This window comes from Gordonia sp. CPCC 206044 (assembly GCF_048537895.1).
GTDB lineage: Bacteria > Actinomycetota > Actinomycetes > Mycobacteriales > Mycobacteriaceae > Gordonia.
Map to the genome: position 1 here is coordinate 1 of NZ_JBCLVL010000026.1, position 18,687 is coordinate 18,687.

General features: G+C 66.1%; 17 protein-coding genes and 1 tRNA gene. 11 read left to right on the top strand and 7 right to left on the bottom strand.

What is annotated here, in order from left to right:
• Nucleotides 1-293: 293 nt before the first annotated feature.
• The 3 genes from AAFP35_RS25495 to dcd all read right to left on the bottom strand — a co-directional run bounded on the left by AAFP35_RS25495 (nt 294) and on the right by dcd (nt 4,398).
• Nucleotides 294-2,219, bottom strand: a complete 1,926-nt coding sequence (locus AAFP35_RS25495) for a hypothetical protein (RefSeq protein ID WP_419224484.1) — start codon at nt 2,217-2,219, stop codon at nt 294-296.
• 71 nt (nt 2,220-2,290) lie between these two features.
• A complete protein-coding gene (locus tag AAFP35_RS25500) occupies nt 2,291-3,703 on the bottom strand; it encodes a UDP-glucose dehydrogenase family protein (protein ID WP_419224485.1) in 1,413 nt (470 codons plus the stop codon).
• A gap of 95 nt (nt 3,704-3,798) precedes the next feature.
• Complete coding sequence (gene dcd, locus AAFP35_RS25505) at nt 3,799-4,398, bottom strand: dCTP deaminase (protein WP_419224486.1); 600 nt, start codon at nt 4,396-4,398, stop codon at nt 3,799-3,801.
• A 223-nt stretch (nt 4,399-4,621) separates the two neighbouring features.
• On the opposite strand from dcd, the gene AAFP35_RS25510 reads away from it, so the two are divergent.
• The 9 genes from AAFP35_RS25510 to AAFP35_RS25550 all read left to right on the top strand — a co-directional run bounded on the left by AAFP35_RS25510 (nt 4,622) and on the right by AAFP35_RS25550 (nt 12,064).
• Nucleotides 4,622-6,082 (top strand): hypothetical protein, encoded by a 1,461-nt coding sequence (locus tag AAFP35_RS25510; protein WP_419224487.1) that lies wholly within the window; start codon nt 4,622-4,624, stop codon nt 6,080-6,082.
• Nucleotides 6,083-6,264: 182 nt separating this feature from the next.
• A tRNA-Gly gene (locus tag AAFP35_RS25515) sits at nt 6,265-6,335 on the top strand.
• A gap of 122 nt (nt 6,336-6,457) precedes the next feature.
• Nucleotides 6,458-7,786 (top strand): tyrosine-type recombinase/integrase, encoded by a 1,329-nt coding sequence (locus AAFP35_RS25520; RefSeq protein ID WP_419224488.1) that lies wholly within the window; start codon nt 6,458-6,460, stop codon nt 7,784-7,786.
• Nucleotides 7,787-7,818: 32 nt separating this feature from the next.
• Entirely contained in the window at nt 7,819-8,268 is a 450-nt protein-coding gene (locus tag AAFP35_RS25525) for a hypothetical protein (protein ID WP_419224489.1), read from the top strand.
• Between the two features lie 215 nt (nt 8,269-8,483).
• Complete coding sequence (locus tag AAFP35_RS25530; RefSeq protein WP_419224490.1) at nt 8,484-8,840, top strand: helix-turn-helix domain-containing protein; 357 nt, start codon at nt 8,484-8,486, stop codon at nt 8,838-8,840.
• A 42-nt stretch (nt 8,841-8,882) separates the two neighbouring features.
• Nucleotides 8,883-9,539, top strand: coding sequence for a hypothetical protein (locus AAFP35_RS25535; protein WP_419224491.1), 657 nt, complete (start codon nt 8,883-8,885; stop codon nt 9,537-9,539).
• A gap of 357 nt (nt 9,540-9,896) precedes the next feature.
• On the top strand, nt 9,897-10,313 hold the full coding sequence (locus AAFP35_RS25540; RefSeq protein ID WP_419224492.1) for a hypothetical protein: 417 nt from the start codon (nt 9,897-9,899) through the stop codon (nt 10,311-10,313).
• Nucleotides 10,310-11,503, top strand: coding sequence for an AAA family ATPase (locus AAFP35_RS25545; protein ID WP_419224493.1), 1,194 nt, complete (start codon nt 10,310-10,312; stop codon nt 11,501-11,503). The genes AAFP35_RS25540 and AAFP35_RS25545 overlap by 4 nt, the downstream gene beginning before the upstream one ends.
• Nucleotides 11,504-11,650: 147 nt before the next feature.
• A complete protein-coding gene (locus tag AAFP35_RS25550; RefSeq protein ID WP_419224494.1) occupies nt 11,651-12,064 on the top strand; it encodes a single-stranded DNA-binding protein in 414 nt (137 codons plus the stop codon).
• A 739-nt stretch (nt 12,065-12,803) separates the two neighbouring features.
• Here AAFP35_RS25550 and AAFP35_RS25555 read toward each other — a convergent pair.
• The gene (locus tag AAFP35_RS25555) at nt 12,804-13,400 is read right to left on the bottom strand and encodes an HNH endonuclease (RefSeq protein ID WP_419224495.1); all 597 of its coding nucleotides are present in this window, start codon (nt 13,398-13,400) and stop codon (nt 12,804-12,806) included.
• Between the two features lie 79 nt (nt 13,401-13,479).
• Between AAFP35_RS25555 and AAFP35_RS25560 the strand changes: the two genes are divergently transcribed.
• Nucleotides 13,480-14,178 carry a hypothetical protein gene (locus AAFP35_RS25560; RefSeq protein ID WP_419224496.1) on the top strand — a complete coding sequence of 233 codons (699 nt, stop codon included), beginning with the start codon at nt 13,480-13,482 and terminating at the stop codon, nt 14,176-14,178.
• A gap of 15 nt (nt 14,179-14,193) precedes the next feature.
• Complete coding sequence (locus AAFP35_RS25565) at nt 14,194-14,745, top strand: 3'-5' exonuclease (RefSeq protein ID WP_419224497.1); 552 nt, start codon at nt 14,194-14,196, stop codon at nt 14,743-14,745.
• Between the two features lie 151 nt (nt 14,746-14,896).
• On the opposite strand, the gene AAFP35_RS25570 is transcribed toward AAFP35_RS25565, so the two are convergent.
• The 3 genes from AAFP35_RS25570 to AAFP35_RS25580 all read right to left on the bottom strand — a co-directional run bounded on the left by AAFP35_RS25570 (nt 14,897) and on the right by AAFP35_RS25580 (nt 18,657).
• Nucleotides 14,897-15,568, bottom strand: a complete 672-nt coding sequence (locus tag AAFP35_RS25570) for a hypothetical protein (protein WP_419224498.1) — start codon at nt 15,566-15,568, stop codon at nt 14,897-14,899.
• 685 nt (nt 15,569-16,253) lie between these two features.
• The gene (locus AAFP35_RS25575; protein WP_419224499.1) at nt 16,254-17,804 is read right to left on the bottom strand and encodes an HD domain-containing phosphohydrolase; all 1,551 of its coding nucleotides are present in this window, start codon (nt 17,802-17,804) and stop codon (nt 16,254-16,256) included.
• Between the two features lie 109 nt (nt 17,805-17,913).
• Nucleotides 17,914-18,657, bottom strand: a complete 744-nt coding sequence (locus AAFP35_RS25580; protein ID WP_419224500.1) for a hypothetical protein — start codon at nt 18,655-18,657, stop codon at nt 17,914-17,916.
• Between the last annotated feature and the right edge of the window lie 30 nt (nt 18,658-18,687).

Here is an 18,687-nt window from a genome sequence, read left to right on the forward strand (position 1 = left end):
GGAGGTCTTCCCTATGTCACGTCGACTCGCCGACCGCCGTACTTAACGTCCCGGGTCAGTACAACTAGCCCACTCGCCTCGCCCCACCCCCGCTGGTCGAGTAGCCCGCGAGGCGCCAGCCGAGCGAGCGTATCGAGACCCCGAAACCCCAAGCCCGGTCGAGTACGCCACCCCCGCTGGTCAAGCAGCCCACTCGCCCCGCCGCCCCGCTGGTCGAGTAGCCCGCGAGGCGCCAGCCGAGCGAGCGTATCGAGACCTCGAGACCCCAGGACCCCGAGACCCCACGCCCGACCTCACGGCAAGACGATCGGCGGGAGCCCCGGGATCGGATTCGGGAACGTCCGCGGCACTTGCGGTAGGCGCGGCGGCGCAGGCGCACGACGCTGCGGCTGCTGTTGTTGTTGCTGCTGCCGCTGCTGTCGGCGCTGCTCTTCGGTTGTGGTGGTACCGGTTTCGCTGTCGGTCGTCTCCGGCGGCGGAGGCGGCGGGGTGTACACCGCTGCGGGGACACGCGCCTCGGCCCAATCGGCCGGATCGGCGTAGGTCGACGACGTCGACGACGTCGCGCCGCCCGCCATGTCTTCCGACTGCTGCGACGACGAGTCGCCTCCGCTGACCGCGAGCGCGATCGAGACGCCGACGACGAGCACCGCGCACAACGCGACCGCCCCGATCAGCAACCGCTTCCGGTCGGGCCGTCGCAGACGCCGACGCGGCGTCGGCGGCGCGTCTTGGCCGGGATCATCGGACTCCCGTGCCGCGAACACCGATTCCGTCGCCCACACGTCGCGCGGCTCGTCGGGTGTGGACTCGTCAAGGTCATCGTCGGCGCGCACGGCCGACGGGGGCGGCATCTGCGCATACGGCGCCGTCGGACGCGATCCGGACGGCTGCCGCCCTGACTGATTCGGTGGCAACAGATCCGGCGGCAACAGATCCGGCGGCGACTGATTCGGTGCCGACGTGGGCGGCGGCTGATGCGATGCCGCCGACTGCTGAACCCGCGAGTCCGGCCCGGCCGATCGCTGCGGTTGCGGGTCGTACGCACGTGACTCCGGGCCTCGCGGCATCGCCGACTGCCCAGACGGGTTCGGCGTCCACCCTGTACTGCGCGCCGACGGCGGGCCACTCGGCGGACCCGACATCGGGGGTCGGGGCATCGGACGCGGTTCGTCCTCGTCTGGCCACGGTGGTGGGGCCGGATGGGACTCACCGACTGGTCGATTCGTCTGCCGCCACATCGGCGGGTTCGACGGCATCGATCCGGGAGAATCCGGAAGTGACTGCGCAGCAATGTTTTCCGGGATCGGCTCGGCGAGGTCCAAGGATCCCCGCGCTGCCACGGCACGCGTGACCGGAAAATCGCCGGACTCCACTCGGGGCAGCACCGGTTGCGGTTCGGTGTCGGGCTCGATGGCTCGCGCCGGTTGGGTCGGCGTGTCGTCGGCGCCCGGGATCACCCCGTCGGCGTCGGAGAAGTCAGGCGTCGCGAAGGGCTCAGATGCAGCGGACGGGGCATCCGCGGCAACACGCGCCGGATTCGTCTCGGCGTCCGGAACCACGATGGGCACCTCGTCGCCCGAGTCGTGTTGATTCTCTTGCTCGGTGGACGCGGCCCTCGCCTCGACGGCCACGACCGGCACCGCGGTGCGCTGACCGAGCGCCACCGGTAGACCCGGCCACGCGCCGTGACCAGGACCGAGCACCACCGACGTCACGCCACCCGGCATGGCCGAGGCGCGTTCCTGGGCGATGCGGGCCACCTCGGCGACCAACCCCGCCGATGCCTGGTCGAGATCGCGCAGAGCCACCCGGAAGAACTTCACATGTGCCCGACCCATGATGAACGTGCCGTCGGCGGTCGCGAGTCGCGCACGCGCTCGGGCGGCGAGTTCGATGAGTTCGGCCGTCCAGGTCTCGGTGGCCGGCTCGGCCACACGACCGGTCCGGACCAGGTGATCGGCCAGCAATTGGTCGAGCACCGCGGGGCGGATGGCCGGCACGCGTCGCTCGGTCATCAACTCGGTGCGGGGATCGACGACGCCGACGCGCAGTCCGTCGTCGTCGAGGTCGACGAGCAGGAAGGGGTGGTCGGCATGAACACCCTGGGCGAGCTGTCGCGCTGCGATGTCACCGAGAAGTGCAGGGTCCACGTGGCGCGCAAAATCACCGGTCGCGGCCTCGGCCGCGCGACCGTCGTCTGTCGCGTCGTCAGTCATCTGGATTGTGTGCCCTGTGTCGAACGGGTGCTCGCCCCGAGCCCCCAGTGCACCCGAACCCTAACACGCTGTCATCGTGCCGGTGGCGCGACTGCCTCCGCGACCTGCGGCGATGCCGATGTCCGAGCGGGGATCGGAGCCCGTTGCGACCGTGCCGCACGCATCGGGCCGCCGATCGAGTGATATCGCCATCCGGCGTCGTGCCAGGTCGACGGGTCAAGGCAGCGCCGGCCGTCCACGATGACCTTGTTCCGGACGGCAGCGAGCTCGTCAGGTGCCATGTGCACGAACTCGGCCCACTCGGTCGCCACGACCACCGCATCGGCGTCCTCACAGGCCGACGCAGCCGACTCTGCGTAGGTGAGCATCGGATACATCCGCTGTGAGTTCGCGGCGGCCTTCGGGTCGAACACGCTGACCGATGCGCCGCGCAGCGCGAGTTGACCGGCGACGTTGAGTGCCGGTGAATCACGCACGTCGTCGCTCTCGGGCTTGAATGCGGCCCCCAGGACCGCGATGTTGGTACCGAGCACGTCGCCGCCGACGGCATCGGCGACCAGATCGACCATCGCGGTCCGTCGGCGGGTGTTGATCGAATCGACCTCGCGGAGGAAGCGCAGTGCCTGCGACGCCCCGATCTCGTCGGCCCGCGCCATGAACCCGCGGATGTCCTTGGGCAGGCATCCCCCGCCGAAACCCAATCCGGCGTTCAGGAATCGGCGACCGATGCGCTGGTCGTACCCGATTGCGTCGGCCAGCGTCGAGATGTCGGCGTCGACGACCTCGCAGATCTCGCTGATGGCGTTGATGAACGAGATCTTGGTGGCCAGAAAGGCATTGGCCGACACTTTCACGAGTTCCGCGGTTGCCCAGTCGGTTCGGATGAAGGGTGTGCCCGCCTGCAGGATGTCACGGTATATCTCCACGACGACTTCGTCGGCCCAGCCGGAGTCGCCGTCGGGGTCGGTGCCGAGGACCAACCGATCCGGCGAGAGGGTGTCCTCGACGGCGAAACCTTCTCGCAGAAACTCGGGGCTCCAAGCCAATTCGATGTGGCTGCCGGGGGCTGCGATCACCGCTGCGCGCTGCGCGAGCGCCGCTGCGGTCCCCACCGGGACGGTCGATTTCCCGATGAGCAGATGATCTCCCCGCAGAAGCGGGATCAACGCGTCGACGGCCGCCTCGACGTGGCGCAGATCGACGCCGTAGCCGCCACGCTGTTGCGGCGTGCCGACTCCGAGGAAGTGCACCGCCGCGAACGAGGCGGCATCTCGATGATCCGAGGTGAACCGCAGCCGGCCTGCGGCGAGATTGCGGCGCAGTACGTCCGCCAGACCGGGCTCGAAGAACGGGACGTCGCCGGCCTGTAGGCGGGCCACCTTCTCGGTGTCCACGTCCACGCCGAGTACGTCGTGACCGAGTTCCGCCATACATGCTGCGTGGGTCGCGCCGAGATATCCGCAGCCGATCACCGTGAGCTTCATGACTCAGTGAGTACGCGGGGTTTCCTGCATCGGCGCCACCACGACGTGGCCTGTCGGGATCGAAGTGGTGAACAAGAACCGACCCGGCCGACAGGTCAGTCGGAGCGCTGGGGTCGTTCGGCGTCTCCCGAGACGGAGAAGTTGAGGTAGGCCTTCGATGGGGTCGGACCGCGCTGACCCTGGTATTTCGACCCCACCGTCGCACTGCCGTACGGGTTCTCCGACGGGCTCGACAGTCGGATCAGGCACAGCTGACCGATTTTCATGCCCGGCCACAGGGTGATCGGCAGATTCGCGACGTTCGACAACTCGAGCGTGATGTGCCCGGAGAACCCGGGGTCGATGAATCCAGCCGTCGAGTGGGTCAACAGTCCCAGCCGCCCCAGCGACGACTTGCCCTCCAGCCGCCCCGCCAGATCGTCTGGAAGCGAACAGACCTCGAGGGTCGACCCGAGGACGAACTCGCCGGGATGCAGCACGAACGGCTCACCCTCGCCGGGTTCGACGAGGCTGGTCAGCTCGTCCTGGCGTTTGGCAGGGTCGATGTGGGTGTAGCGGGTGTTGTTGAACACCCGGAAGAGGCTGTCGAGACGCACGTCGATGCTGGACGGCTGGACCAGGGCTGGGTCGAATGGGTCGAGACCCAACCGACCGCCGGCGAGCTCGGCACGGATGTCGCGATCGGAGAGCAGCACGTTTGTGAGGGTAGCTGAACCACTTGATGTCGGGAATATGGCCGAGATGCAACCAACTGCAAGCGAGTTGGGTTCAACTATGGTCAAATCCGATTCGATGTCTCTAATGTGACGTCTTGCCGTGATCGCCGCGTGGCCCTGACGTGACCGATCGCGACCACAACAGCATACGGATGTCGTTGCTCGTCAACGGGTATCGGCAAGGTGGGGACGGGGAAGACAGATGGGTCTGGAACAGTCGGGCCGGTCGGGTTTCGTGGTGGGGATCGCGAGGCGTAGATCAGTTGTGGTGGCCATCTCGGTCGCCGCGGTGGTGAGTGTGGTGCTGTCGTTCGGCGGCGAACGAGGTGTGGGCGCGCTCGCCTCGGCGGCGCCGGTGACACCGTCCGCGCAGGCTGCGCGGGATGAACCCACCGAATGTGTGGGCTCACGGTTCGCCACCCTCGGCGCCGTGTACGACGCGGTGTTCGATTCCCTGCTGCCGATGATGCCGCCGGAGATCAAGAACGAGCAGGCCTCCATCAAGAGCCGGGCGCACCGCGACATGCAGGGCGCGCACATCTCCACGCTCGCGGTGTCGAATCATCCGTACGATCTCGGTGCCGACGACAAGGACCCGGTGATGACCTACCGGGATCCGATCTCGCAGTGGGTCGTCACGCAGCTGATCAACGTGCGTGAAGGCCGGGCCGGAACGGCCATCCCGGTGGAGGACCTGACCGTCGCACAGGCCGTCGAGTCGGTGTGGCTGTACCTCTATGTCACCGTGATGGTGCCGCTCACCGTGGCCCGCCGGACCATGCCGAGCATCGCGACCATCGCCGGACCGCTCACGGTGGGGACCTTGATCACCCTGCCGATCATGTTCGGTGTGCTGATCGCGACCCAGCTGTACAAATCGATCAGCCAGAAACTCGTCGATGCGTGCATCGTCTCGGTGACGCGTTCGCAGAAGGAGCGGGCGGGCAAGCCGGTCAAGGATCTCCGCTTCGCCGGGCAGGTGCCCGGCATCATCTCCGATATCGCCGGGCAGGTGGCGCTCGCCGACTCCGACAGCTGTCCCCCGATCTCCGGAATCCCGTTGACGCGCATCGTGACCCGCACGTCGAACTATCTGCAGGCGATCTCCGCGAATCCGGCGACCGACCGGCAGATCGCCGCGATGAACCGTCAGCTCCAGGACTTCATGCGGCACACCCGGGTCCACCAGAACCTGATCCCGGCAGATCCGTCGGACTTCAGCACCGGCGAGGGCATTGTCTCGCAGATCGGCACCATCATCCCGTTCGTCGGCGGCGCTCCGATGGACATCGTCATCGGTCTCAATCACAACCGTGGTCAGAAGGCGGACTTCCGGGCGACCGTTCCGCTGTCCGATCTGACGGTGACCAAGACGCTGACCGCGGCGTACTACGCCTACGCCCTCACCACCCACATGGTGGAATTGGCGTGGCAGTACGGCGGCACCGACCCGACCGCCTCGATGTTGAACGAACTGCTCCCGGGTCTGGGCATCACCGCCGACATGTTGCCGCGGTCCACCGGCATCCTGGGCGCGCCGAACCTGTACGGACTCGTGGTGTACCACAACGTCCTTCGGTCGATGTGCCTCGCCGAGGACAAGCGCCCGGCACCCACGCCGGCCGCCAAGAAGCGCGTCTCGGCCGCCGCCGCCCGCTGGTGACACACGCTGTTTGTGTTCTGCTCCGACTTCCGGAGCAGAACACAAACACCCACCCCGAGGTGTCCCCGCGCACAGTCCGCCAAGCGTTTGCTAGGCTGTCGGTCGCGAGGTTCGCCTCGCACGCCGATGTAGTTCAATGGCAGAACATCAGCTTCCCAAGCAGTCGGCGCAAATTGAATAATGCCGGTGTGGCGTAATGGCAGCGCGCAACCTTCCCAAGGTTGAAGCGGGGGTTCGATTCCCCTCACCGGCTCTGTTTTCGCTGGTCAACCCGTATTACGGGTTCGGGTTGACGTTACGGCAGCGGGACGGGCGCACGCACTCAATCACGGTTCCGTGTGCCCAACTGTGCCCAACGTCAACCGGAGAACACCCGTGTCCAATTCCACCTTTGGCAGTACGCGCCGCCTCAAGTCCGGCCGCTACCAAGTCCGCTACTCCGACGGTTCCGGCGTCCGCCGATCCGCACCCCGCACGTTCGCGACGAAAACGGAAGCGAACGATTTCCTCGCATCCGTGCGCGGCTCGATGCTCGCCGGGACGTGGGTAGCGCCGGAACGATCCGCCGTCACAGTGAGCGCCTACGCTCACGATTGGATCAACTCCCGCCGTGACCTCGCACCCCGGACGGTCGCCCTCTATCGCTCGATCCTGCGGCGGTGGATCGACACCCCGCTACCGATCGACGGCGGAACGATGCATCTCGGAATCCTCGAAGTCGGCCGGGTAGATCCGGCCCTGATCCGCAAGTGGTACGCCGCCGTCGTCGATGCGTCCGCCCGATCCGCAGCGCATCGGACCGCCGGTCGGCTCGATCGTCGCGACCCCGCCCGGATATGGGCGACGACACCGGCCGGACGCGCCGCCCTCGACGCCGCCGGGGTGCGGATCAAGCCGCGCGGGCGCATGTCGCCCAAGGTGCACGAACTGTACGCCGCCGCAGGATCGCCCCCGCCTGCGCCGAAATCGGGAGCACCGACCGGGAACGGGAAAACGCAAGCGGCGCAAGCCTATCGGTTCACTCGCGTTGTGTTCAGCACCGCGACCGACGACGGTCTGATTCGGTCCAATCCTTGCCGGATCGCCCGCGCGGGACTCTCCCGTGCCGCTGAACGTCCACTGATCGAACCGGGCGACGTGTACCGCCTCGCCCTCGAAATGCCGGACCACTTGTCGGCCGCGATCCACGTAGCCGCGTGGTCCGGCCTGCGCCCTAGCGAACTGTTCGCACTCGATCGCGAACACGTCGACCTCACCGCCGGGGCGGTGTCCGTCGTGCGGTCCCTGGTCGTGATCGAAGGAAAGTTCCACAGCTACGGACCACCGAAAACCGCTGCGGGACAACGGATCGTGCATCTTCCGCCGCACGTAACCCAGATCCTCGCCGATCACCTGGAACGCTATCCGGACCCCGATCCGGCCGCGCTAGTGTTCGCCCGCGCCGACGGCTCCCCGGTCCTCGATGGACACCGCAACCGGCCATTTCATAAGGCGCGCAAGGCAATTGGCCGCCCCGCGCTGCGCTGGTACGACTTGCGTCATTTCGCTGCGACAATGGCCGCCCGCAGTGGCGCTACCACACGGGAGCTACAGGCGCGAATCGGACACGCGAGCGCCGATGCTGCCCTGATCTACCAGCACAGTTCCGACCAGCGCGACCGGGAGCTAGCCGCGCGGCTGTCGACTATGGCGCGATCGGCGTAGCCGCTGGCCGTCAATGGTGTATACACGAACTGATGAGTAGAACGACGCCGGGTCCGCAGCGGACCGCCCCACACGGGGCGGTCCGCCGGTCCGGCGTCGGCGCTGCGATCCTTGCCGACTTCGGGGTAGCAGCGCGGATCGACCGCGCCGCACGGGCCGGCAACAGGTCCGCCCTGATCGCGTCGGCCGTCGCAATTCGATCGTTCGCTACGGCGTTCGCCACCGCCTCCGACCGCGACGATTACGCCGCTGTCCTGGCCGCCGCCGCCCGCGCGCTGTCCTCGCTCGGCGCGGCCGTGGCCGCCCTGATCCTGTCCTCTCTCGCGCAGGTCGCCCGGTTGACCGCCGATGCCACCGAACGCCGGGACCGCGATCGACACCGCGCAGTCCTCGAACACGTAGTTCCTCTGGCGCTGGCTGATAACCGCCGCGCCGTCACCTCCCCACTCGCACCGCCCGCCGCGATCCTGTCGGCCGCCTGAACCTTTCACGCCTAGTTCGGCTCCCCGATCAGTGCCCCGGAAACGCTCCGTGCGGGTAGGACCGTAACCCTTCCCTCCCGGATCCCGGTTTCGCGCTGCGGCGGACCGCTGTCGAAGGCACGGACCGCGATCGCGCACACTGCGCCGACAGGAACACGCACAATCCCGTAATCCCTTGTGTGCCTGCGCGTTCCGTGCTGGAAAGCGAATCATCGGTGACTACCGCCGAACCTCTCGACACCGCCGCGCCCGACGACGACGGTTCCCCCTGGCTCGATTTCGACGAAGCCGTTGCCTACGTCCGATCGAGTCGCACACAGTTGACCCGGTTCGTCAAAGACGGCCGGGTTCGCGCCTACCGCCTCGCGGGAAGCACTCGCGCACTGCGTATTCCGCGTGCGGATCTCGATGCGCTGATCCTCGATTACCCGGTAGAAGTCGATCCCGACACAGGGTCTATGGCCGCCCCCGGCGACCGGCGTCGACACAATCCCGGCCGCACGCGCGGCACGGAAACCGCCAACCGCACCGCGAAGAAGAAGCCCCGTTCGGCCGTCCCGGCGAACGGGTGATTCGGCGTGCGCAAATTCTTCCGACGAAAGGAATCGTCAATCATGACAACCGATATCGACACTTCCGCCGCCCTGGTCGACCTCCCGGCCGGTCACGCTGACGCCGGTAGTTTCTGGCACGTCCCGGCCGCACTGATCGACTGGTACCGAAAGCCGCTCGATCGGATCAACCCGACCGCGTATCAGGATTCGCTCCGAATCCTGTTGACCGATCAGGCTCTAGACGCCGAACGGGAAACCATCCTTGCCGACTACTGCCAGCGGTTCGGGATCGGCCGGAACGAAGCGCTGAAATACGTTGCCGATCCGTCCGGCCGGGTCCGGGTGGAATCGACGTTCGCGCAGTCGGTAAGTGCCGCGTGCTCACCGGGTGGCGCCAACTGGCCGCCGAACGCTGTGGACATGTGTACCCACCTGGCGCGGCTCGATGCTGCGAAGCACCGCGCGCAGGTTGCCGACGCCGACGCGCGGGACCGCGCACAGTACACCTGCGATTGCGGGAGCTACGACCGGACCGACAACGCGCTACGTGCTGCGAACCGTCGCCCGGTCGCCGGTCTGCCTGCGGTCCGTTGCTGCGAGCGCTGCGCCGACGCGATCGCGTTCGTAGCGGCCGAACGCGCAGTGAACGCCGTCGGACCGGACGGCCGGACCCGCAGGGACTACGCCGCAACCTGGCTCGATTCGCTCGGCGTCTAGGACCGGGCCGGTAGTACCCGCCTGCGCGTCGTCGGATCGGTGCCACGAAAAGGACCGGCGCGCAACACATTTCATCCAGCGGATACGACACCGGCCCGACACCCTCGAAAGGATGCCGGGCCGGGTTCGTCGTCTTCCACTCACGCCTAAATGAAGGGAATCGGATCAGTGCAAGCCGATAATAGCGCACTCGACGCCGACCGTCGAAACTACGCCGACCAGCAACGCCGACGGCGAGACGCTGCGCGGCGGTTGCCCCCGCTCGCCTGCGGTCACGCCGACCCGCTCGCCTGCGGTCCCACCTGTAGCGCTGCGCGCGGACCCGCTGCGCAGAACGACACCCTGTTACGTCTGATCGTGGGTAGTCGCGAACTGGCCGCCGCAGCGCGGGAGCGTGCAAGCAAGGCTCTCCCGCCTACCGTGCACGCGGGACTCCAGCAGATCGAATCCGATGCCGTCGAAGTCGATCTAGACAGCAACGGTGAATGTCCCCCGCATGACCAGGATCACGGCCGCGACGACCAGCGCGATAATCGCGATGCGACTCCCGGAGCTATCGGTTCCGCTGCGGTGGTAGAGGCTCCCGTTAAGCCTCGACGCCGGGACATTCCGGCGTCGCCGGAACAGGTGATCGAGTGGGTCACGGCGAACGCCGACGCGATCCGGGAGGGCACGGTTACCGACGTGCCCCGGCCGATCGCCGTCGCCCTGTGGCGCAACCCTGATTCCCGCGCCGCCGCCCTGTGGCTGCGAGACAAGGGCGTGATCCTGTGAGCGCCAACGACGACGGCCGGACCGACAAGCCGGACGACGAACACAACGACGCCGACAACGACGCCGCAGCGTCCGACGACGCCGCTACCGGATTCCCGCTAGACCCGGACGAAATCGCCAAACTGTTTGCGGGAGAGCTTGATTCGGTGTCTACGCCTGCGGACGTTATGCGCCGCTGGCTCGATAGCCGGATGGTTAGTGCGCAGTGGCTCGATGAACAGGACTTCCCGCCGGTCGAATGGATGATTCCTGATCTACTGCCCGAAGGGTTCGGGATCGTAGCCGCGCCACCGAAAGCGGGCAAGTCGTGGATGGTCGCCGAAATCGGATTAGCCTGCGCCGCAAGCGGTCACGCGCTCGGAAGGCTCCCCGTCGCGCAACGACCGGTGCTGTACCTCGCCCTCGAAGACGGACACCGCCGCCTACAGGAACGATTCCGACAGATCATGCAGTGCGCACCGCTTCCCGGCGACATGTACGTAATCGTCGACATTGCGAACGTGCGGGAAGCGCACGACGCGATAGCCGCGTTTCTGGTCCGGTTTGGTGAGCGTAAGCCGCTGGTAATCGTCGACACGTTCGGACGTATCAAACCGTCGAAGGCTCCCGGAGAAGATGCGTTCGCCGCTGATTACCGCACTGGCGTAGCACTGAAACGGTTGGTTGACGCCGTACCGGGTTCGTCTCTGTTGGTCGTGCACCATACGCGCAAGGCGACCAGCGACGATTTCATGCACGACGTGAGCGGCACAGCGGGTCTACCGGCCGCCGCTGATTTCGTGTTGGTGCTGTCGCGAAAGCGCAACGAAGACAACGCCGTTCTAAACGTCACTGGAAGGGACGTGCGGGAAGGCGCGTACGCGCTGCGATTGATTGACGGCCGTTGGACTCTCGACGGTTCGGACCTTGCCGACGCCGCCGCAACGCTGCGGGAGCGCGACACCGATGTAAGCGGTATGTCGGATCGCACCACGGACGTACTGCGGTTCGTTAACTCGCACAGCGTTGTTGAGCCTCGCGAAGTCGCGTCGGCGCTGTCGATGACAGCGAACGTGGCGAGCAAGTACCTCGATCGCCTGTATAAGAAGAACCGGATTATGCGCGTCAAGCGCGGGATGTATTCACCACTCCCGGACCCACGGTTTCCCGATCCCGACGACGACGGCGACGCCGCCCCTAGTGGGGGGTGAAACTGTGTCGTAAGTGTCGTAACGGTGTCGTATCCGCAGGTCAACCCGGCCGCGCGGATACGACACCGCCGTGTCGTAAGTGTCGTAACCGCTGTGTCGTAACCGGTCCGGCCGACGGCGGTTAGCTCCCCTGGAAGGAATCCCTATATGCTCCCGTCGATATCTCACGTCTTCCGGTTGACGGCCGATCCCAAGGTGACCGAACTTGCCCCGTCCGACCGCAACCCGAACGGCGGTCACGTCCTCGCGCTGCGTCTCGCTGCGAATGCCTCGCGGTGGGATCAGCAGTCGGGCCGGTGGGTGAACACAGGCTCTCTGTTCGTGGACGCCGAACTGTTCGGCTCGAACGCACCGGTGATCGCTGCGGCGGTCGGCAAGGGTTCGATGGTCGCTGTGTCCGGCGAACTGGTCACGGACCAATGGACCGGCCGGGACGGCTCCCCGAAGTCCCGGATAAAGATCAAGGCGCGCACCGTGCATCCGATCGCTGCGCCGTCGGATCGCTCGCACCCCGCCCCGTCCGGTCCGCCGGACGCATACGACGACGAACCGCCGTTCTGATCCCGCCCCCTAGTGGTGCGTGAATCAGTGTCGTAAGTGTCGTAACGGTGTCGTATCCGCAGGTCAACCCGGCCGCGCGGATACGACACCGCCGTGTCGTAAGTGTCGTAACCGCTGTGTCGTAACCGGTCCGGCCGACGGCGCGCCGGTCGATTCGGTCGAACGTGATACGGTCCGTCTGGACAACCGCATACCCGCCAAAGCGACCAGCGCCCTTAGCTGTGCCGCGCGCTGCCCCCTGTTCGCACCACGGCTGAGCCGTTGGTACTCCCACCTATGGATCAGTTGGTTACGCAACGCTGCGATCGAACGAAACGTAGAACAACCGAATCGGCGGAACCGAACCGATACACAACAACGAACACAACGAAGTACCAACGAACGCAACAGGATTCGAACAATCGAATCGAACCGCAAGCGCGACAACAGAACACGGAAGACGAATGCAGAACGCACACAACGGATTCCATTCGTCAAAGCGTCTTTTTTAGGTGCAAAACGATAGCCGGAGCATCCAGCGACATCGTTTCCCTCCCGGTTACACAGGACCTTCGGAAACCGGCCCGGACACAACGGGATTGAAACGGAAGACGAACGACCGAAACTGAAAACGGCTGAATTTCCGGGAAGAATCTGGAACCTTCGGAAACGCAACGGGTTTCGCCCGATTGACGGGAGCGAATCGAGTCGACCCGATCGGAACGGATCGAGTCGACCAATTCGACTGTCTCACAGCCGATTAGCCGTACCATCGTCGCGACGGCGGTAGGCTCCGCTGTCCTGGCGTCTCTGTCCTGGTACCTAATGGCGCTGGTCGCGTATCTAGGTGTCGGCGGTGTCGACGGTTGCGGGCGCGGTCGTCTTGACGGTTGCGGGAAGGGTCGCCCGGACGGACAGGATGCCGCGCGAACCATTCGTCTAGATCCATGTCCCGGCGAGCACTGTTGCATCCGGTGTGAACGGGTGCAAGGTTTCCGATGACGTTCGTTCCGCCCTTTGCGCGTGGTTTGATGTGGTCCGCTGAATCCGCTTCCGGTCCGACGTAATCGTGTGCGCGCCAACCGGGTACGCGCTCGGCGAATCCAAGGTCCGGCGCGTCGGCCGGTCCGATCGCGCACAGGTGACACCGCGCGCCGCCGGTCGGTCCGGCGTGCAACATGAGAGTCCGGCGGATCAGTTCCGTTGCCGACTGTCCGCCCCACGGGACTTGTCCGGCCGCCTTGCGTGCGGCGTCGCGCTGTCGTCGGCGCTGTCGTTCCGCTGCGCGCCGTCGGGCCGCTTCCGGGGTGTCGTCGTCTATGCTGGCTTGCCGCCTGCGGCGTGGTTGCTGCCTCATGTGATCGAGTATCGACGACGGGAAGCGTCACAGTGACGAAAGGCGCGAAGGTGTCGGGTAGGCGTGTCATGATCGAATCATGCGAACCTCACGCCGATATAGGGATCTCCCGGACAGCCTGTCGATTGTGAAGGGCCGCAGGGCGGAAGAAGCGGCCGTAGAACTCAAGAAGCGATACGCCGACGCCGTTCGGCTGTTCAAGCTCGATCTACGCGCCGATCGCTCGCGGGTTGATCGGATACGCCGGGACGTGCAAGCGCTCGACGTTGCCGGACGCCGACGTGTCGGCTACCTGTCCGGTCCGAACGGGTTGGTAGAGGAACGATCCGTAGTGAAGCATTCGCGCGAAATCGCCGACGCGCAAACCGTAGTGAAGACGGCGCGTACTCTGCTGTCTCACCTGAACCGCCGCCCTACCGTATCCGTGTCGGATCAGATTACGGACCAACGACTTTCGGAAATCCGGCGGCAGTTCGATGCACTGAACGGGATAGTTGCGAAGCACTGGAAATCGGTGCAGCGGCATCACTCCCGCGACCGCCGCGCGGTTCAGCAACTACACGGTCTATGCGGACCTCACGCGATCGCGTGGGGTGAAATCGCACAGAAACGGGAACGTGAGATTACGCGCAACTGGACGCCGGGACCGGCGAAAATCGTTGCGGGCATTCGTCGCCCGCCTGCGCGTCCGCAGATCGACCCGAATGTTCAAGTCGGCGCGGTGGTCTGGCAGGACTTCGGCCGCCGCCTCGCAAGCCTCGCCAACGAATACGACTGAAAGACAACCGAATACATGGAAACGAAACCTCCCCGCGCCGTCGTCGTCGTGGACCTCGAAACGACCGGACTCGATCCGCAGGTACATCACATCTGGGAAATCGCGGTGCGCCGGATCGAACCGAACGGCGAAGTCTCCCCGACGTTCTCGGCGTTCGTGGAACACGACACGTCGCTGATCGCGGATCTACCGGAGTCGTTCCAACAGGATCACTCTCGGCGCTACGACCCGGATCACGCGCTGTCGGCCGCAGCGCTGGCCGATCACCTGCGGTTCCTACTCCGTCGCGACGACGGCGGACACCGACCCACTCTGTTCGGCGCGGTTGTATCGTTCGATGCCGGGTTCCTGGAACGGTTGCTAGACGGTCCGCTGTGGGATCATCGGACACGCTGCGCGGAAGCGCTCACGTACGGGTTCCTCGGCTACGATCCCGGCGGACTCGCGAATTGTCTTGCCGCGCTGCGACTCCCGCCGAACGGGTCTGCCCACACCGCCGCCGGGGACGTTGACGCCGCGTACCGGATATGGCGACACATCACGCGGGATCGACCGGTGCTGAATTGACCTGCGTTACAAGCAGATTCGCGATTCCTTCCGCAAGTCGGCCGCTGCGATCGTCGAAACGATAACCTGTTCTACCCGGGCGCGTGTCCTCAAATATTGCTTTGACCTGCGGTTATGTCGACGCCGGCGAGCCCCGCGGCTGTAACACGTTCTAGTCCGGTGCGACGCGCGGAATACCGTCGGTGGGTCGACCTTGCTCGATCCGGTGCCGCGCCGCCGCCTCGCCCTGCGCCGACCGAACGCTGTCGACGTACTTCCGTACCACGGTCGCCGTGTTCGTCGACAGATCGACCAGCGCACCGACGCCGCCCGCTGCGGCCGGATCGAATCGACACAGAACGACGCGCCCGAAAACTACTGTCGGCGCGCCGGATAGGTGTAACCGATCCCGCAGCGACTCGAAGTAGTCGTTCCGTGCGCCTTGCTGGTCGGCGAACACGGCGACGGCGAACGGGTCGTTCCCGTGCCGCAGAATCGTTGCTGCGCTGTGCGGGTCGACTAGGGCATCCTCGATACCGATTCCGGACTCTAGTAGTTGCTCCGTGAGGTCCGGGAGCGGATACGACGCTACCGTGCCGTCGACCTCGATCGCTGTCCCGTGGTACACACCGGCGGCCGGGGTGTGCCGATCGGGGCGCGGCGTCGTGAGCGTATTCGTAGCGCGTGCGCTCGCCTGCGGATTCCGGCGCTTGTCGTCGTCGGTGCTCGGCTCGAATAGCGACGCGAACCGTTGACGCGCCGCGCTGCGGTCCTGGCCGTCGGTGCTGTCCTCAAGGAGAAGTTCCTGTGTGGGATCGAAGTCGTTGCCGAAAGCGTCTCTCATACCCTCGATCGGACCACGCCGCCCCGACATGTTCCCGGATATCGGCGGAATCAGTGTCGCGCGTCGGGGCGTGGTAGTCGCTCCCCGGAAACCGATACCTCCGTGAGGCGTACGCCGCCCTCGTGTCCGTGAACAAGATCCTCGTCCAGTTCGTCAATCCGTCGCACAGATCGACTGTTGCGGACTTCCGGGACCGCAGCGCCGGGACGGGTAGTCGTCCCGGCGCTGCGTATCCCGACGGCCGACGGTCGTCGACCGATCCTCACGGTAGACGGCACGTCGGCCGACGGGGCGGGATCGCTTGCTATGGGTGTGGCGAGCGATCCCACGAAGGGACTCTAAGGCGAAGAACTGCTTCGTCTAAATCGGGTTGCTCCCGGTCCGCAGGGCGTGCCCTCGCGTGCCCAATCTGCCCCCGTCTGCCCACTTGCGCCCAACCTACGTGTTCACCAGTATTCACCAGTATTCGCCACGGCGTGATAGTGTTTGCCCTGGTAGACGGCGGAAAACGTCGCTTACCAGCGGAATCGGTGCGAGTGCGTGAATCCTTCCCAAGCTGAATACGCGGGTTCGATTCCCGTCATCGGCTCCACCATCACCATGTGCCCCGCAGCGGCAGAAGGCCCAGCTCAAACCAAACCGAAGGCATCGCGCCACGGCCGCCCGAGCAGCCGCGACAGCGCCATCACCCATCCCCCGGCCCGGCGAGACCGTTCTGCAGCGCGTAGAGGCTGGCACCCACTCGGTTCGATGCGCCGATCTTGGCGTACGTCCGTTCGACGTGGTTGCGGACCGTCTTCTCGCTCAGCACGAGCCGGGACGCGATCTCGCGGTTGGACATGCCGCGCGCGACCAGACCGAGGATCTCGGTCTCGCGTGGCGTGAGAGTGTCGGTCCGGCGTGCGCGCGGCCGCGAATGGCCGGCGACGGCGAGCACGGCGTCGATGCAATCGACGTCGAGCGCTCCGGCACTGGCTCGACGTTCGAGACGGTCGGCGGCGTCGGACACCGACAGCGCCTCCCGATACGGCCGCGGCTCCCGCGCCGACTGGTAGGCCACGGCGGCGGCGAGCACACGCTCGGGCCGCCCCAACGCGGTACCGCTCATCCCCAACGGATACCCGGTGCCGTCGAGGTGCTCGTGATGCGAACGCGCCACCGACGCCACCTCACGCAACCCCGGGATTCGGGTCAGCACCCGGTCGGTCAGATAGGGGTGCATCCGGACACGTTCCCATTCGGCGGCGGTGAGTTCACCGGCCTTCGACCAGATCTGGTTGGAGACCCCGATCCGACCGACGTCGTGCAGAAACCCTGCCCGGCGGACCGTGTCCACGTCGGCCTCCGACAGCCCCAGCCGCACCGCCGCGCCCTCGGCCAGTGCCGCCACTCCCCGCGAATGCCCCAGTGCACAGGGGCATTTCAGATCCGCGAAGTCGCCGATGGCGACCAGCAAGTCATCCAGTCCGGCGCCGTCGAGGCGGGTGTCGGAGTCGGGAGCCGCCCACAGTGCCTGCTCCCACGGATCGTCGGCGACACCGAGGAACAAGGCATCGGGGTCGGCAACGAATGCGTCGACGATGTCGGGATCGAAATGCCCTCCGCGACGATTCCGCACCATCGCGACCGCGCCGTCGACACCGTAGATCCGATGGTGCACTTCCGCGGTGTCGGCGAGTTGCGCGACTCTCATCTCGATCGGGATGTCGGTCCCGGACACTCCGCCGGGCAGGCCCCCACCGTCGAATCTCTCGAAGGTATGGGCAATTGCCTGCTCGACGTCGGCGCCCAGCCCCATGTGACGGGCCAACGCCGCGGCCGACATGCAATGCGAGTGCACCAGCAGGGCGATCTGACCGCGTGCATTGCGGAACAGATCGGTCATCGTCTTGAGCCGCCGGCCGAGAGGTTCGCCCCGACCGACGTTTCCGACCAGGAATCGCAGGTACGGGAGACCCGACCAGTCGACGAGATAGGCATCGCGTCGAACGGCGATGTCGTCGCCGAACCAGCGGGCATACTCCTGCGAATCGGCGTGGCATCCGATCCACATCACCAGCGTCGAGTAGTAGATCGTGGCTCGCTGTTCTCGGCTCAGGCCCAGCCGATCCGACAGCCGGCAGGCGATGACCGCGGAGCGCAACATGTGCTCGGCGGGTTGACCGAGCCCGAGGTCGATGGCGACGGAAAGCCCGGCCAACACCTCGACGCGTCGGGGCGGCAAGGGCCCGGTCATGCCGTTCATTGTCGCGCTCGGTCCCGCCGATGTCACCCGACCGCCCCGGGCACTCCGCGTTGAGGAACGCCGGGCACCAGCATCGGGAACTCACCGCGGGAGGCCGCGATCATCCGCGCACCGCCGCCCGTTCGGTGGGTTCACGGCCGGCCACCGCATCGGCTTGGGTGAAACGTGCTCTGCCGACGAAGAACAAGCCCCGCTGCGGAAGCCAGAAGTCGCCCAGCCGGATCGGCACATCGAGCGGCGCCGGCGCACCGAATGTCTCGGTGCGATCGTGCGCTCGGCTGTTCGTCACACGCCACACGTGCAGCGGTGCCGCCCGGTACCGGGGCCCGTTCGGCGTCTCACCGCACAACCGGATACGCCCGGACCGGAGAACCGCACGCGCCATGGGGCCCATCGATCCCAGTACCGCTGTGCTGTTCCAGGCACCGCTCGGCAGGGCGGCACCCATAGATGTCATCATCCGTGTGGCCGGCGAGGCCCCGAGTTCGATCCGCCAGCGCAGCGCATCGTCGACGCCGACTTCCAAGGTCCAGTCGTCCGCCCAGTCGAGCGTGATCTGCCCGACCCGTTTGACCGCTCCGTCCGAGCCGAAATAGCGTGGGCAGCTCCGCTCGGGATCGATCGTTGTGTGAAACGTCCACTGGCCCTCCGGGTCTCGATGCCAGACCGACCTGAAGGACGGACCGATGGAGCTGGCCACCATGTCTCGAAGCGCAAGGTAGTGCCCTGTTGCGAAGGGCATTCCCATGACGCCGTATCCGGCGAATCGTTCGTCGGAACCTGTGGCCAGCTCAGGATGTGCTTGCAGGTCGGCCACCACCTGCCGGGGTGATTTCGTGTTCATGGCTTCAGTGTCGGACGCAGGCCCACCTGA